This is a genomic window from Plantibacter sp. VKM Ac-2885 (assembly GCF_015351205.1).
Lineage (GTDB): Bacteria > Actinomycetota > Actinomycetes > Actinomycetales > Microbacteriaceae > Plantibacter > Plantibacter auratus.
On record NZ_JADKSK010000001.1, the window covers coordinates 2,135,915 to 2,150,778 of the forward strand.

Sequence of the window (14,864 nt, forward strand, 5' to 3'; positions counted from 1 at the left end):
ACCGTCACCCGCCGTTCGACTGCCGGATACCCTCGCCGAGCGCAGTGAACCGGTAGACGTACCCGCCCGCTTCGCCGCTGACCGTCACATACGCGTCGGTCGTCCCCGGCTCGATGGCGACGTTCGTCGCCGATCCGACCCCGTCCTCGTCGTGGGGCATCTCCACGGTGGCGAGGTGCTCGCCGGTGTCGCTGTAGACGAGGACCGCCGCCCGCCCGTGGAGACCGAGGTAGAGGTTGCCGTCGGCGTCCACAGCCGCCGAGTCGACCTGCGTCGTCCCGCCGTCGATGTGAAGTGCGGGGAATGCCGTCACCACCCGGGAGCCGGTTTCGTCCAGCCGGACGAAGTCGACCTGGTTCCCCGTGTTGTGCGTCACCCAGAGGCCGTCGAACCCGGGGGTGAAGGCGACGCCGTTGGGGGCGGCGAGCCCGTCGGCGAGGACGCTCGGCTCCGCGGTCGAACCGTCAAGCCGGATGAGCCGGCCCGACGCCTCCCAATACGGCCGGTCGTACCCGGCGGAGTCCGAGACATAGAGGTGACCCGCCTCGTCGAAGGAGACATCGTCCGGGTGGATCGGGGCCCCGTCGACGTCGCCGGCGAAGAACTGCCTGAGATCGTCGCCGTCCGCAGTGATGCTGTCGATCCGGCCGCCGATGAAGTCCGTGAGGTACAGCCGGTCGTCCACGGGGCTGAACTGCGCGGAGGTGTACGCGCTCGTCGAATCCGTGTGGATGGGCGTGACGTCGAGGGACTCGGTGTCGATGCGGAGCACCTTCGGTTCGCCGGGAGGTGCCGTGACGTCCACCACGTAGAGGTCGCCGTCGGGGCCGAACGTCGGACCCTCGAGGAGCGTCATCCCCGTGAGGTCGTGGGGTGAGGTGACCTGGAGGAGTTCGGTGGCGGTGATGGTGCTCGCGCCCGACGGTCCGGTCGTCGACGAGACGGCGGGCGTGGTGGTGACGGTGGTGCAGCCCGCCAGCGTCGTCGCCAGGACGAGCCCGCCGAGGACACGGACGTCGCGACGTCGCCACAGGGCGGTGTCGGCGCTCATCGGCTCGCGCCCGCGGTCGTGATCTCGGCGGCCTCGGCGGTCACGAGCGCCTCGTGCAGCTCGTTCGCCCGCCAGTCGGCCAGCAGCCGTCGAAACTGGAGCGGGCTGCCCGAGTAGGAGGCGCCGGTCATCGACCGCGTCCCCTCCCCGTTGTAGTACCCGGGCGTGCAGGTGGCTTGGTACGCGGTCACGTCGCGGGCGGTGCGCGCGACGGTCTGCACCCAGGCCTCCTCGGCCTCCGCCCTCGGTTCGACGCGGACGGCATCGACCGTGCGCGCCTGCTCGACGACTGCCGCGATGTGCTCGGCCTGGTCGCGCAGGATGTGGGCGAAGTTCACCGAGGTGGCGTTCTGGATCGGGCCGAGCTGGAACAGGTTCGGGAAGCCGTTGGTCATGAACCCGTGCAGCGTCCGTGGGCCGCGACCCCAGGCCTCGAGCAGGCTCCGGCCGTCGCGTCCGATGACGGGCAGGGTGCCGGAGACGACGCCGGACACCCCGGCCTCGAACCCGGTGGCGAAGATGACGCAGTCGACCTCGTACTCGGTGTCGCCGACCACCACCGAGTGCTCGGTCATGCGGGTGATCCCGCCGTGGTCCGCGGTGTCGACGAGGGTGACGTTCGGTCGGTTGAACGTCTGGAGGTAGTGGTCGCTGAACGCGGGACGTTTGCACATGTAGCGGTACCAGGGCTTCAGCACCGCGGCGGTCGTCGGATCCTCGACGACCGCGTCCACCCGCGCTCGGATGCGGTTCATGGTGACGGCGTCCTGCAACTCTTCGAGCCGTTCCCGCTCGTCGTCGGGGACCGTGGTGTCGACGTTCCCCGACACCACTTTCCGCTGCAGTGCCGCCGTCGCCGTCCAACCGTCGTCGATGAGCGACTCCTCGACCGGTTCACCGGAGAGCACAGCGATGAAGTTGTCCATCCGCTCGCGCTGCCAACCGGGACGGAGCGATGCCGCCCAGTCCGGGTCCGTCGGGCGGTTGTCGCGGACGTCGACGGTCGACGGCGTGCGCTGGAACACGACGAGCTCCTGGGCGTCGCGGCCGAGGTGGGGGATCACCTGGATGCCCGTCGCCCCGGTGCCGACGACCGCGACCCGCTTGTCCGCGAGGCCGGTGAGTCCGCCGTCCGCGCTCCCGCCCGTGTAGTCGTAGTCCCATCGGCTCGTGTGGAAGGTGTGGCCGCGGAACGTCTCGATGCCGGGGATGCCGGGGAGCTTCGGCTGCGTCAGTGTGCCGGAGGAGGTGATGACGAACCGGGCGGTCATGCGGTCACCGCGGTCCGTCTCGACGGTCCAGTGTCCGTCGTCGTCGTCCCAGGTGAGTCCGGTGGCGCGCGTCTGGAACAGGGCGTCGTGCAGCAGTCCGTAGTGCTCGGCGATCGCGACAGCATGCTGCCTGATCTCCTCGCCCGGTGCGTACCGCCACGACGGCACGGTCCCGAGCTCCTCGAGTAGTGGCAGGTACACGGAGGCCTCGACGTCGCAGTGGATGCCGGGGTAGCGGTTCCAATACCAGGTGCCGCCCACGCCGCCGGCCTCGTCCATGAGTCGGATCGACTCCACACCGGCATCGCGGAGTCGGGCCGCCGTGAGCAGGCCGCCGAATCCGGCGCCGATGATGAGCACCTCGACGTGGTCCGTGCGAGGCTCGCGCTCCTGCCAGGCCGTGTAGGGGTCCTTCGCGTAATATCCGAACTCACCGGCGGCACGGCGGTACTGGGCTTGGCCGTCGGGGCGGAGCCGTCGGTCGCGTTCGTGGGCGTACGTCGCGCGGAGGGCGTCGAGGTCGATGTCGTCGATCTCGGGGCGGGGGGCTGTCTTGGTCATGGGGAAAGCTTAGCTTTTGGCTAAGTAAATAGTCCTGAGGATCTGCTGAGTCACCACTACCGTGGTCTCATGAGCACAGCGGAACGGGGTCGGGACGCGGTTGTCCGCAGCGTCGAGGCGCTGGCGCTCACCATCTCCATCCGGTCGATCCCCATGAGTCTCGAGCCGCTCCTCAAGACCGACCTCACCATCGCGCAGCTCAAGGTGCTCTCCCTCGTGGTCACGAGCGAGGACGGCGCGACCGGCGGGGGACTCGCGGAGACCTTCGGCGTGTCGATGGCGACGACGTCGAAGCACGTCGATCGCCTCGTCGAGCAGGGGCTCGTCACGCGAGCATTCGACGCGGACGACCAGCGCGTCCGGCGGATCCGTGCGACCGAGCTCGGTCGGGCCGTGGTGTTGCGCATGATGGCGTCGCGTCCGGAGCTCGGCTCGGAGGTCCTTCGGGACCTCGCCACCGAGGACCTCCGAGCGCTCGAGCAGGGGCTTCGAGCGGTCGACGAGCTGCTGCGAGCCCGGCGGGGCTGACACGGCCTGCACGTGGCGTGACGGAGAGACGAGCGCTGCGGCCACCCCGCCGTCACGGCAGGGCGACCGCAGCGGTCGGGCGGGGCGGTTCAGAAGCGACCGGCGCGGAACCGTTCGACTCCGACGGCGCCCTCCACGACCGCGGCGGTGAGTTCCTCCACGCTCGTGTCCTCACGGCGGACGTCGAGGATCTTCCGTCCGTGGTTCATCACGATATGCCGGTCGCACACCTGGTAGGCGTGGTGCAGGTTGTGGGTGACGAGCACCGAGCTGACGCCCTCCGACTTCAGCTGCCGGAGGTAGTTCAGCAGCGCCTCGGTCGCCCGAACCGCGAGGGCCGAGGTGGGTTCGTCGAGGATGAGGAGGCTCCGCTTGAAGTGGACGGCGCGCGCGATGGCGACCGCTTGTGCCTGGCCGCCTGACAGCGAGGCGACGAGCTGCTTCGAGGACTTGATGCCCTCGATCGTCACGACGGTGTCCAGGATCTCGGAGGTGATCGCGTCCATCTGCTTCATCTTCATGAGTCCGAGGCGGTTGGTGATCTCGCGACCCATGAACAGGTTCCGGGTGATCGACATCTGCGGGACGAGAGCCGAGTCCTGGAAGATCGTCTCGACGCCGAGATGCTCGGTGAGCGCTCGGTTGACCGTGTCGTGATGCTGTCCCTCCCAGGTGTAGGAGCCAGATGTCATCTGGACGACTCCGGACAGGATCTTGACGAGGGTGGACTTGCCCGCTCCGTTGTCGCCAAGCAGTCCGACCACCTCGCTGTGGCCGATGTCGAAGGACACGTCGTTGAGGACGGTGTTCGCCCCATAGCGCTTGGTGACGCCCTCGATCCGTAGGAGCGGCGTCGCGGTATCGATGGTGGCGTCGACGGTCACGATGCCTTTCCTTCCATGAGCTTGTTGAAGATGGCGGCGATGACGATGATGAGCCCGACGAAGAGTTGGATGTAGAAGCCGGGGGCCTTGGCCAGGATGAGGCCGTTCTCGATGATCCGGATCAGCGCGGCGCCGATGATCATGCCGACGATGCTTCCTCGGCCACCGAGCAGGGAGGTTCCGCCGACGACGGCGGCTGCGATGGCCATCAGCGTGTAGTCGTCGGTGCTACCCGGCTGCATCGACGACGTGCGGACGGCGATCAGGATCGCGGCGAAGCCGACGAGTCCGCCGAAGATGCCGAAGGCCATGAGTCGGACCGCCGAAGGGTTGATCGAGATCGCCTTCGCCGCTGCAGCGTTGCCGCCGACGGCGTAGACGTGGTTGCCGCGCTTGTGTCGGTGCAGGAAGAGCCAGGCGATCACGCCGATGACGAGCAGCCAGACCAACTGTGAGCGGAAGAGCCCGAAGTCGCCGGCGAAGAGCGTCACCAGGGTGTCGTCCTTCGCGCTGGACAGGATCGCCGGTGACGTCCCGTTCACGAAGAGACTCGCCCCGGTCCAGAAGAAGCCCATGCCGAGCGTTGCGATGAAGGACGGGATCTTGGTGACGACCACGATGAGGCCGTTGATGAGCGCGATGCCCGTGCCGCAGGCGATCGCGGCGAGAGCACCCCATCCCCAGCCCACCGCCTCTGAGACGCGGATGAAGATGATCGCGGAGAAGCCGATGTTCGCGCCGAGGGACAGGTCGAACTCGCCCGCGATCATGAGGATCCCGGCACCGATACCGAGGATCGCGAGCACTGGTATGGACTGGGAGATCACTCCGGAGAGGTTGCTCGGTGAGAGGAACGGGAACGCGTCGGGGGCGACGATGCCGGCGATGACGAAGCCGAGGAGCACGATCGCGAAGATGATGCCGATCTCCAGCGCGCCGCGTCCACGGGTGTAGGTGATCGTGTCACGGAGGCGGTCGGCGAAGCCCTGCGGCTGGTTGTCCGACAGTCTGCGAGGCTGCGAGATGCTCTCCGTGGAGAGCGGAGCGGTCAGGATGGGCGCGGGTTCGCGCGGAGGTGGTTGAGACATGGGGGTCCTTCGGTGCGCGACGGATCGCGGTCGGTTCGGGGAGGGGTGCCGTGTGCCGAGGCTCATGGAGCGATCCCCGGCACACGACGGTCGAGTGTCAGTAGCGGATGCCCTGCAGGTCCTTCTCCTCGAGGAAGGAGACGTTGGACTTGTCGATCAGTCCGAGGCCGCCGGAGTTGATGTTGGCGGGGGAGAGGCCGAAGTCGATCGACAGGATGCCCTGCATCACCGACTGGTACCCCTGCACGTACCCCTGCTGGTCCGCAGTGGCGAGGATCTTGCCGTCCTTGATCCCCTGGATCACCTGCGGGGAGGTGTCGAACCCGACGACCGGGACCGAGACCCCGGCGGCTTCCATGGCCGCGACGACGTTGCGGTGCGGGGTTCCGCCGAGCGGGACGATCGCCTTGACGTCGGGGTTCGCCGTCAGCCATGAGGTCATGGAGTTGAGCGCCTCCTCGTCAGCACCGGAGGTACGGAGATACTCGCCCTTCGCACCGACCGAATCCAGGGCGTCCTGAACGCCGCCGCCGCGCTTGATCGCGTAGTCCTGCTCGGGTTCCTCGGCCGGGAACATGACCTTGTCGCCCTCCTTGAGGTCGACTTCCTTCAACAGGCGCTCACCGACGAGCTTGCCGACCTCGGTGAAGTCCTGGCCGACGAAGCCCGAGACGCAGTCCTTGGCGCTGTCCGGAGCGGGGACGTTGTACGCGATGACCGTGATGCCGGCGTCGTGGGCGTCGCAGGCGACCTTCGACCACTTCTCGCCCTCGTTGAACGGCATGAAGATCAGGGACGGCTTCGTCGCGATCGCGGTGCCGACGAGGTCGACCATCTTGTCCGGGTCGCCCTCGGCCGTCTGGTGCGTCAGATTCAGGTGGCCGAGCTCGGCAGCGTCCTCGCCACCCTTCAGGATCTGCGCCCAGAACGGGTCGCTCGCCGGGTTGTAATAGGTGAAGAAGTAGGCGTCGCGGTTGTCCGCGCGCGATCCGAAGCCGGACGCGAGACCGGCGTCCGAGGTGCTGCTCGCGCCCGCGGTGGCGGTGCAGCCGCTGAGGGCGAGTGCGGCGGCGCCGACGAGGGCGATCGTGCCGAGGAGCGAGCGTCGTGCTGAGGTTTTCACTTCGTTGTGTCCTTTCGAGGGTCGGGCCTCGGGCGGCCCGTGCATCATTGCAGGGCTCAAGCTAGTGAAGAACAGACAAGAGGGCAATAGTAAGTCAGGACATATTTACTTATTGGTGACAAATGGGGTTGAGGGAGGTAACGTTCTCATGTCCTAACAAACTTGAACCGATCAGGAGACTTTCATGCCGCTCGTCAGGATCGACCTCGCCACAGGCCGCGACGCCGCAGGCATCCAGCAGATCGCAGACGCCATCCATGAGGCGATCGTCTCCGTCTACGGGATTCCGCCTCGTGACCGCTTCCAGATCGTCACCGAACACTCGTCTGGCCAGATCATCGCCGAGGATGCGGGGCTCGGTTTCGCACGCTCCGAAGGCGTCGTCATGATCCAGATCTTCACGCAGCGCGGTCGAAGCGATGAGACGAAGCAGGCGCTCTATGCGGCAGTGGCCGACCGTCTCTCCGAGGCCGGCGTCGACGGTTCGGACGTCTTCATCGGTTATGTCGAGAACGGTCCGCAGGACTGGTCCTTCGGCTTCGGTCGCGCGCAGTACCTCACCGGGGAGCTCGCCGTTCCGGCGCGTTGAGGTCGCGCGATCGACTCGCTACCGGTCGACGAGGGTGACTTCGAAGGAGTACAGGTCGGGTCGGTAGACGTGCTGGCCGAACTCCACCGCCCGACCGGAGTTGTCGAAGGCGGTTCGCGACATGGTCAGGAGTGCGCTGCCCTTCCGGACGTCGAGCATCTCGCTCTCAGGGCCTGACGCCTCCCGTGCGCCGATGCGTTGCTTGGCGACACGCATCGTGACGCCGCGTGCCCGGAGGAGTTGGTAGAGGCCGTGGTGCTCGAGGGCTCCGAGGTCGAGGTCCGTGAGGTCTTCGGGGAGGAAGTTCTCGAGGATCGCGAGTGGGACACCGTCCGCCCGGCGCAGCCGCCTGATGTGGACGATCGGGCTCCCGGTCGCCACGCCGAGGGCGTCCGCGACCTTCTCGTCCGCCGTTGTGACCTCGGCGGAGAGGATGTCCGTCTCCGGCTTCTGCCCCGTACGCTCCAGGTCCTCGAACAGGCTGGTGAGCTCGACGTTGCGCGTCACCTTGCCGTGGACGACCTGTGTGCCGATACCTCGGCGACGGACGAGAAGGCCCTTGTCCACGAGTTCCTGGATGGCCCGACGGATCGTGGGGCGGGAGAGTCCGAGGCGGGTGCCCAGCGCTACCTCGTTCTCCAGACGTGATCCCGCTGGGAGTGTCTCATCATGGATGGCCTGCTCGAGCCTGGTTGCGATCTGGTAGTACAGCGGCACCGGTCCGGATCGATCGAGGTCGAGGAAGAGTTCGACGGGGAGCGTTTGCTCGGGCTGTGCCATGCGGCTCCTTCGATTGGGAGAGAGAACTTGTCCTGACAATATCAGGGCTTTCCAAAATGGGAGTATGTCAGGTCACGCCGGGTTGCGCGCATATTGTTAGGACATGCTGTCAAAGTTCAGGTATGGTGATCGGACTGCGTCGCCGCAGCTCCGGCGATCGCCAACTCGACTCCCGGAGGCAATTCGATGACCGTCACCCTCACCCCAGCCGACACGCTTCCGCTCGCAGCCGCGGCGGCCTCGACGCCCACGAGCCTGTGGAACGATTCCGCCGACCCCGACGAACTCGCCAGGTCGATCGCGTTCGGTGCGGTCGGCGCGACCTGCAACCCGGTCATCGCCCTCGCGGTCATCTCCCAGAACCTCGACGTCTGGGCGCCGCGGATCACCGAACTCGCTGCCGAGTTCCCGACAGCGGGGGAGGCCGAGCTTGGCTGGAAGGTGGTCGAGGAGCTGTCGATCCAGGCGGCCGTGCTCCTCGAGCCGGCGTTCCGGGAGAGCAACGGCCGGAACGGTCGTCTGTCGATCCAGACCGATCCACGCCTGCACCGGGACGCTGAGGCGCTCGTCGAGCAGGCCGTTCGGTTCTCGGCACTGGCAGAGAACATCATCGTGAAGATCCCTGCAACCGCTGTCGGTATCCGCGCGATCGAGGAGGCGACCTATCGCGGGGTCAGCATCAATGCGACCGTGTCATTCACGGTGGCCCAGGCCGTCGCGGTCGGCGAGGCGATCGAGCGCGGTCTCGAGCGACGGGCCGCCGAGGGGCTCCCGGACTGGGAGTTCGGCTCTGTCGTCACCATCATGGGCGGGCGCCTGGACGACTGGTTGAAGGCGTCCGTTGCCAAAGACCGTATCCTCATCGATCCCGGCTACCTCGAGTGGGCGGGTGTGGCAGCGTTGAAGGAGGCGCACCGCATCTTCACCCGACGCGGGTTCCGATCGAGGATACTCTCCGCCGCATTCCGCAACCACCTGCAGTGGTCCGAGCTGGTCGGCGGCGACCTCGTCGTCTCCCCGCCGTTCGACTGGCAGCTGCGCATCAACGAGAACCGGATCCCCGTGGACCCGCACCGCATCGACGTGCCGGTCGCCCAGCACATCATCGACACGCTCCTCGAACGCGTCCCGGAATTCCGCAAGGCGTATCTCGTCGACGGGATGGCGGTCGCCGAGTTCGACGATTTCGGTGCGACGCGGCGGACCCTCCGTCAGTTCCTGGAGGCGGATGCACAGCTGGATGCGCTGGTTCGTGACATCATCCTTCCCGTGATCTAGGAGGGACGCGTGACCACTTCGAAGGATTCGGCCGTCGCCGACGGAGTCGACGACGGGGAGCGCATCACCTTCCGGTCGAGGCGCTGGGTGCGGCCCGAGGATCTCAACGCACACGGCACGCTCTTCGGGGGCAGTCTGTTGCGGTGGATCGACGAGGAGGCGGCGATCTACGCGATCCTGCAACTCGGCAACCCCAGGGCCGTGACGAAGTACATCTCGGAGATCGACTTCGTCTCCTCGGCGCTGCAGGGCGACCTGATCGAGATGGGCCTCCGCGCGACCGCCTTCGGGCGGACGTCCCTCACGATGCGGGCGGAGGTCAGGAACATGGTCACCCGACGAAGCATCCTCACGATCGACCGCATCGTGTTCGTGAGTCTCGACGACGACGGACAACCGCTTCCGCACGGGTACACCGATACGACCTACGACCGGGATCGACTGCCGACCTCGGCAGGGTCCCGTGCAACCTGACGGTGCCGGCTCGGATCCGCGTCGGTGAGACGGATCTCGCTGACCTGCTTGCGACGTGATCCGCCACGAGGGATGGACCGACGGACGCGTGGAGAGCGAAGCAGGACGACCTCGAGGAGGGTTCGTCTTCAATCACACTGAGTACGGCTTCGAGCATCGCGTCAGCGAGGGCGAACCCTGCTTCCGATCCGGCGAACACCGCTGGCGCAGACCGCGCCCGGCCGGGCTCAGCGCACGCTGATGAAGATCGGATTCGTGTACAGCCAGGTGTCGGCCCAGGGGTCGGCAGGGGAGACCGGGTACGGCTGAGGTGCCCGCGGGTCGACCTCGGCGCCGAGCGGACCGACCCCGTGGACCTGGCCGTCGCTGCCGCGAAGGCGGACGTAGCCGTCCTCAGTGGCAGGCACGAGCGGTACCACGACACGGAACGGGGAGTCGCTGCGGTCCGTGACGTCGAGCATCTCGACGACTCGGGTGCCTGGTGCGCGCTGTTCCTCGCGGTCGGCTACGGGCCCGGTGACGAGCCCGCGGATCAGGTCGAGGTGCGCGAGTCTCGGCGTCGTGCCCCGCGAGGTGGGCGTCGTCGTGGGCGTGACGTCGACCACGAGCTCGAGGGCGGTGCCGCTTTCGACGGTGAGGGTACCGCCCAAGGTGGCGACGGTCTCCGGCTGGTCGGTGGCACGGAGCACGACGGAGAGTCCGGCGACGAGGTGCCCGTGGTCGACCCAGACTCGGCCGGCGCGGATGGCGTCGAGCAGGGAGGCGGACGACCGGTCGACGGCCCCGACGTGCGTCCGACTGAACTCGCCCGGCCAGAAGTCAGCGCCGTTCTGGGGTGTGTCCGTCGCGATCGGGTCGGGCCGACGGCCGGCGCGGTTGAAGTTCGTGAGCGTCGCCCCGGCCTCCCAGCCCGGCCCGGTCGGGAAGTCGCCCACGCGAGTCGCGTCGGACTCCTTGAGGTGCAGATCGCTGTTCGTCGTGATCCACCAGCGCCGTCCCTCGCTCAGGAGCGAGTCCCACACGCCGCCGACGACGGCCGTCGTCCAGTCGAAGCCGCCGTGGGTCAGATAGGCCTCCGCGGGGTAGCCGGGGAACGAGAATTCGCTGGGGGTGTTCTCGTATTCGCCACGCCGTGAGCGTTCGGTCGCGTTCGCGGCGATCGCTCCGGCCTGGGCGCCGGGGGCGCCCTCCATGCCCACGAACACCTCGGGGTCGGCGTCCTGCCAGGCACGGAGCTCGCCGGGCGAGTCGATGCCGAGCCGGCTCGGGTGGTTCGCCAGGACGATCACGTCGTCGATGACGCCTGCACGCTTCTGGGCGCCGAGCCAGGCTATGCCGTCGGTCGCGTGCACGAGCCACTCGGCGGCGTCTTCGGTGCCGGGGCGCGGCTTCTCCCAACCGTTGAGCTTGCCGTCGTGGTCGAGCTCGAAGCGGCGCAGCACGAGGGTCGTCTGGGGCCCGGGCGCGATCAGCACGGTCGCGTGCTCGGCTCCCGGGATGTACCACTCGAGCCCCTGGAGCACGAGCATGTCGGGCCGCGCCGCCCGCGCGGTGTCGATCTCGCGTGCCGCGTTGAACACCCCGCCGACGTTGGCATGTCCCTTGTTGCTGTGCTCGGTGAAGGCGATCGCGTCGACCGCGAAGCGCTGCGCCTGGTCGAGGATCGTCGTCATCGGGTACTTGGCGTCGTGCGAGTAGACCGAGTGCACGTGGTGGTCGAACACGAGCCAGGAGAGCGCGTCCGGGTCGACGACTGCCGACGCGGACGGCAGCGGCGCGGCCTGGGCAGAGGCCGCGCTCCCGAGCCCCTGGGCGGTCGCTCCCACGGCGACCGTCGCAGCGACGGAGGCCCCCAGGAAGGACCGGCGGGAGAGGCCGTACCGGGCCGATGCGCCCCGCTTCTCCTCGGGCACGGACGATGCGCCACCGGTTGGCGCGGGCTGCTCGGGGCGGGGATCGAAGGGCATGGCATCACTTTCATCGGACGGACGCGCCGATCGTAGGTAGCGGAGGTGAACCTCGGCCCAACGGCCGGTGCCGTGGGGGACGCCCGGCGTTTACGACCCATTCACCTGCGTGGGCGATAGTCCTGGCGTCGCCGGGTATCCCCGTCCCGGAGGCCCACCGCACCCACCAAAGGTCCCGATGTCTTCCACTGTCCCCGTCATCCGCCGTTCTCCGTTCCGTGCCGCAGGGCGCGCCCTGCTCGTCACGGCAGCGCTCAGCGCCAGCGCGGTGCTCTGCCTCGTCGGCGCCGGTGCTGCTGTCGCCGCCTCGGCGCCGGCACCGCTCACGCTGCGCGACACCACCGGCGCCGCGGTCACGTCAGGTGACGCGCGCGCCGTCCCGTCGTTCGGCTCCGCGGTGCTCGCCGCGGGCTGCCCCGCCGATGCGGATGACGCCGCCCGCCTCTCCGTGACGGCGGGAGGGGTCACCGTCGTCACGTCTTCGACCGTCACGGTGGCCGCCGGGCAGCCGGTCGAGGTGCCGATGGCCATCTCGTTCCAGGAGGTCGTGGACGGCGGCGTCGAACAGGGCGACGCGACCCTCGCGCTCGAGTGCCTCGTCCTCGAGTCGGGCATCCCGTCGTCAGTGGTCACGGCGGCGACCCTGCCCGTCACGTTCGCCGCGGGAACCTGGTCGGTGCCCGGCGCTCAGGTCGAGCCGGTTCCTCCGACGGTCACGCCGACCGCGGCCCCACCCTCGGGAGGTTCTGGAGCAGGGGCGATCGCGTCGCCGGGCCCCTCGGCCACAGCGCGACCCTCCGCTGACGGAGACCTGGCGCTGACGGGCTGGCAGCTCGGCGGGGCCGGCGTCGTCGCCGCCGGCCTGCTCGCGGGCGGAGCCGCCCTGCTCTTGCGCAGGCGTCTCCGGTAACCCATCGGCCCGGAGGCTGCGAGGGGGCGACCGCGGTCAGGTCCCGCTCGGTGTATCCTCATCCGCTGCCAGGTTCTTCTGGACGGCGAACTGCGTCCGGTGCAACTCTTCGTACCGCCCGCAGGAAGCCAGCAGCTCCTCGTGCGTGCCCCGCTCCACGATCGAGCCGTCCTCGACCACGAGGATCAGATCCGCGCTGCGGATGGTTGAGAGCCGGTGCGCGATGACCATCGCCGTCCGGCCTTCGAGGGCCTCGCTGAGCGCCGCCTGCACCGCCGCCTCCGAGGTCGAGTCCAGTGCCGCTGTCGCCTCATCGAGGATGACGACGCGCGGCTGGGCGAGGAGCAGCCGCGCGATGGTCATCCGTTGGCGCTCACCACCGGAGAGTCGGTAGCCACGCTCGCCCACCATGGTGTCCAGCTGGTCCGGCAGGGACCGGATGAGCGGTTCGAGCCGCGCGCGGCGGACGGCGTCCCACACCTCGTCCTCGGACGCCTCCGGACGCGCGAGGCGCAGATTGGAGCGGATGGTCTCATGGAACAGGTGACCGTCCTGCGTCACCATGCCCAGGGTGTGCCGCATGGAGGCGAAGGCGACATCGCGGACGTCCGTCCCCGCGAGACGCACGGCGCCCTCATCGACGTCATACAGCCGCGACAGCAGCTGCGCGATCGTGGACTTCCCCGCTCCTGACGAGCCGACGAGGGCGACGGTCTGCCCCGGCTCGATCCGGAAGGAGACGCCGTGCAGCACCTCCTCGCCGCCGCGGGTGTCCAGCGTCGAAACCTCTTCCAGGGAGGCGAGGGACACCTTGTCCGCGGACGGGTAGGCGAAGTGGACGTCGTCGAACTCGACGGACACCGGACCATTGGCGACGGTGACGGCGTCGGGCTTCTCCTGGATGAGCGGTTCGAGGTCGAGCACCTCGAAGACGCGCTCGAAGCTGACCACCGCGCTCATGATCTCCACCCGGGCGTTCGCGAGGCCGGTCAGCGGCGCGTAGAGGCGGGTGAGGAGGAGCGCCAGGGTGACCACCTCACCGGTGTCCAGCTGCCCGGCGAGTGCGAGGAAACCGCCGAGGCCGTACACGAGGGCGAGCGCGAGGGCGGAGACGAGCATCAGCGCGGTGAAGAAGACGAACTGCAGCATCGCCGTCCGGACGCCGATGTCGCGGACGCGAGCGGCGCGGACGCGGAACTCCTCAGCCTCCTGATCCGGTCGGCCGAACAGTTTGACGAGCGTGGCGCCGGGCGCTGAGAAGCGCTCGGTCATCTGGGTGCTCATGGCCGAGTTGTGGTCGGCGGCTTCACGACGCAGCGCGGCGAGGCGGCTACCCATGCGGCGCGCGGGTACCAGGAAGATGGGGAGCATCACCACGGCGAGGACCGTCACGAGCCAGGATGTGCTGAGCATGACGATCAGCGTGAGGATGAGGGCCACGAGGTTCGTGATCACGCCGGACAGCGTGCCGCTGAAGGCCTGCTGCGCGCCGATCACGTCGTTGTTGAGGCGGCTCACGAGCGCGCCCGTCCGGGTTCGGGTGAAGAACGCGATCGGCATCTGCTGCACGTGGTTGAAGACGGCGGTGCGGAGGTCCAGGATCACGCCTTCGCCGATCCGCGCCGAATACCAGCGCGTCACGAGCGACACGGCGGCGTCCGCCACGGCCACGAGGGCGATGACGACGGCGAGACGGACGATCGTGGACACCTCGCCCCGGGCGACGATCACGTCGACCACTTGGCCGGCGAGCACCGGCGTCGCGACCGCGAGGAACGCCCCCGCGACGGAGAGGGCGATGAAGACCAGCAGCTTGGACCGGTAGGGCACCGCGAACGTCATGATGCGCCGCACGGACTCACGGGAGATGCCGTGCTTGCCGTCCTTGGCGGTCGAGATCTTGTACAGCGAGCTCCAGGCCGCGCTTTCCATGCTCATTGCGACTCCTCACGCCCAGCTGCGCATGAGCACGTCCCTGACCCCGGTCACGACCCGGGTGGCGACGCGAACGCAGACCTGCGAGAGCGTATCAGCCTCGCCGTTCCCGACCTGAACGCTCTGGAGGCGTCAGCGTTCGGCGCGCAGGGCCGTCCACATCACGACGAAGGCGGCGGCGATGCCGAGCACGCTTCCGGCGAGCCCGACGATCATGGCGGGATGGCCGGTGTCTGCGAGGCCGATCGAGCACGCGACGACACCGATGCCGGACGCCATCAGCGCGACGAAGCTGAAGGCGGCGAGGATGAAGCGCTTCGTGGTTCGGGTGGGATCGGGGGCGGGAGGGAGCGACATCGTGCCTCGTTTCCGCCGTCGCGTGGGCTGCGTCGGCTCTTCGGCATCAGGCTAGAGGGCCGCCCATC

The 14,864-nt window shown here is 68.4% G+C and carries 14 protein-coding genes; 5 read left to right on the forward strand and 9 right to left on the reverse strand.

Annotated elements, in window-relative coordinates; translation table 11 throughout:
- Positions 1-4 precede the first annotated feature (4 nt).
- Positions 5-1,051: an SMP-30/gluconolactonase/LRE family protein gene (locus ITJ66_RS10270; RefSeq protein ID WP_194644516.1), complete on the reverse strand. Its 1,047-nt coding sequence runs from the start codon at positions 1,049-1,051 to the stop codon at positions 5-7.
- Positions 1,048-2,883, reverse strand: a complete 1,836-nt coding sequence (locus ITJ66_RS10275; protein WP_194644517.1) for an NAD(P)/FAD-dependent oxidoreductase — start codon at positions 2,881-2,883, stop codon at positions 1,048-1,050. The genes ITJ66_RS10270 and ITJ66_RS10275 overlap by 4 nt, the downstream gene beginning before the upstream one ends.
- 69 nt (positions 2,884-2,952) lie before the next feature.
- Here ITJ66_RS10275 and ITJ66_RS10280 point away from each other — a divergent pair, with 69 nt between their 5' ends.
- Positions 2,953-3,411: a MarR family winged helix-turn-helix transcriptional regulator gene (locus ITJ66_RS10280; RefSeq protein ID WP_079002378.1), complete on the forward strand. Its 459-nt coding sequence runs from the start codon at positions 2,953-2,955 to the stop codon at positions 3,409-3,411.
- A gap of 89 nt (positions 3,412-3,500) precedes the next feature.
- Here the strand turns inward: ITJ66_RS10280 and ITJ66_RS10285 are convergent, their stop codons facing one another.
- The 3 genes from ITJ66_RS10285 to ITJ66_RS10295 all read right to left on the reverse strand — a co-directional run bounded on the left by ITJ66_RS10285 (position 3,501) and on the right by ITJ66_RS10295 (position 6,506).
- Positions 3,501-4,295, reverse strand: a complete 795-nt coding sequence (locus ITJ66_RS10285; protein WP_370582610.1) for an ATP-binding cassette domain-containing protein — start codon at positions 4,293-4,295, stop codon at positions 3,501-3,503.
- Positions 4,292-5,383 (reverse strand): ABC transporter permease, encoded by a 1,092-nt coding sequence (locus ITJ66_RS10290; RefSeq protein WP_194644518.1) that lies wholly within the window; start codon positions 5,381-5,383, stop codon positions 4,292-4,294. Before ITJ66_RS10290 ends, ITJ66_RS10285 begins: the two co-directional genes overlap by 4 nt.
- 97 nt (positions 5,384-5,480) lie before the next feature.
- On the reverse strand, positions 5,481-6,506 hold the full coding sequence (locus tag ITJ66_RS10295; RefSeq protein WP_194644519.1) for a substrate-binding domain-containing protein: 1,026 nt from the start codon (positions 6,504-6,506) through the stop codon (positions 5,481-5,483).
- 184 nt (positions 6,507-6,690) lie between these two features.
- Here ITJ66_RS10295 and ITJ66_RS10300 point away from each other — a divergent pair, with 184 nt between their 5' ends.
- On the forward strand, positions 6,691-7,095 hold the full coding sequence (locus ITJ66_RS10300) for a tautomerase family protein (RefSeq protein ID WP_194644520.1): 405 nt from the start codon (positions 6,691-6,693) through the stop codon (positions 7,093-7,095).
- 18 nt (positions 7,096-7,113) lie between these two features.
- Here the strand turns inward: ITJ66_RS10300 and ITJ66_RS10305 are convergent, their stop codons facing one another.
- Positions 7,114-7,875, reverse strand: coding sequence for a GntR family transcriptional regulator (locus ITJ66_RS10305; protein ID WP_138946937.1), 762 nt, complete (start codon positions 7,873-7,875; stop codon positions 7,114-7,116).
- Between the two features lie 186 nt (positions 7,876-8,061).
- Here ITJ66_RS10305 and ITJ66_RS10310 point away from each other — a divergent pair, with 186 nt between their 5' ends.
- Both ITJ66_RS10310 and ITJ66_RS10315 read left to right on the forward strand, forming a co-directional pair.
- A complete protein-coding gene (locus ITJ66_RS10310) occupies positions 8,062-9,153 on the forward strand; it encodes a transaldolase family protein (protein WP_194644521.1) in 1,092 nt (363 codons plus the stop codon).
- Between the two features lie 9 nt (positions 9,154-9,162).
- On the forward strand, positions 9,163-9,627 hold the full coding sequence (locus tag ITJ66_RS10315; RefSeq protein ID WP_342365678.1) for a hotdog domain-containing protein: 465 nt from the start codon (positions 9,163-9,165) through the stop codon (positions 9,625-9,627).
- Between the two features lie 227 nt (positions 9,628-9,854).
- Here the strand turns inward: ITJ66_RS10315 and ITJ66_RS10320 are convergent, their stop codons facing one another.
- Complete coding sequence (locus ITJ66_RS10320; RefSeq protein ID WP_194644522.1) at positions 9,855-11,594, reverse strand: PHP domain-containing protein; 1,740 nt, start codon at positions 11,592-11,594, stop codon at positions 9,855-9,857.
- A 178-nt stretch (positions 11,595-11,772) separates the two neighbouring features.
- Here ITJ66_RS10320 and ITJ66_RS10325 point away from each other — a divergent pair, with 178 nt between their 5' ends.
- Positions 11,773-12,504 (forward strand): hypothetical protein, encoded by a 732-nt coding sequence (locus ITJ66_RS10325; RefSeq protein ID WP_192018041.1) that lies wholly within the window; start codon positions 11,773-11,775, stop codon positions 12,502-12,504.
- Positions 12,505-12,540: 36 nt separating this feature from the next.
- Here ITJ66_RS10325 and ITJ66_RS10330 read toward each other — a convergent pair whose 3' ends face one another.
- Entirely contained in the window at positions 12,541-14,442 is a 1,902-nt protein-coding gene (locus ITJ66_RS10330) for an ABC transporter ATP-binding protein (protein ID WP_194644523.1), read from the reverse strand.
- 129 nt (positions 14,443-14,571) lie between these two features.
- Positions 14,572-14,796 carry a hypothetical protein gene (locus tag ITJ66_RS10335; RefSeq protein WP_086473403.1) on the reverse strand — a complete coding sequence of 75 codons (225 nt, stop codon included), beginning with the start codon at positions 14,794-14,796 and terminating at the stop codon, positions 14,572-14,574.
- Between the last annotated feature and the right edge of the window lie 68 nt (positions 14,797-14,864).

Coding starts and splice junctions, on each gene's coding strand:
- ITJ66_RS10290 (WP_194644518.1), bottom strand. CDS start 5,383: ATGTCTCAACCACCTCCGCGCGAACCCGCGCCCATCCTGACCGCTCCG.
- ITJ66_RS10305 (WP_138946937.1), bottom strand. CDS start 7,875: ATGGCACAGCCCGAGCAAACGCTCCCCGTCGAACTCTTCCTCGACCTC.
- ITJ66_RS10280 (WP_079002378.1), top strand. CDS start 2,953: ATGAGCACAGCGGAACGGGGTCGGGACGCGGTTGTCCGCAGCGTCGAG.
- ITJ66_RS10310 (WP_194644521.1), top strand. CDS start 8,062: ATGACCGTCACCCTCACCCCAGCCGACACGCTTCCGCTCGCAGCCGCG.
- ITJ66_RS10335 (WP_086473403.1), bottom strand. CDS start 14,796: ATGTCGCTCCCTCCCGCCCCCGATCCCACCCGAACCACGAAGCGCTTC.
- ITJ66_RS10320 (WP_194644522.1), bottom strand. CDS start 11,594: ATGCCCTTCGATCCCCGCCCCGAGCAGCCCGCGCCAACCGGTGGCGCA.
- ITJ66_RS10275 (WP_194644517.1), bottom strand. CDS start 2,883: ATGACCAAGACAGCCCCCCGCCCCGAGATCGACGACATCGACCTCGAC.
- ITJ66_RS10330 (WP_194644523.1), bottom strand. CDS start 14,442: ATGAGCATGGAAAGCGCGGCCTGGAGCTCGCTGTACAAGATCTCGACC.
- ITJ66_RS10325 (WP_192018041.1), top strand. CDS start 11,773: ATGTCTTCCACTGTCCCCGTCATCCGCCGTTCTCCGTTCCGTGCCGCA.
- ITJ66_RS10300 (WP_194644520.1), top strand. CDS start 6,691: ATGCCGCTCGTCAGGATCGACCTCGCCACAGGCCGCGACGCCGCAGGC.
- ITJ66_RS10270 (WP_194644516.1), bottom strand. CDS start 1,051: ATGAGCGCCGACACCGCCCTGTGGCGACGTCGCGACGTCCGTGTCCTC.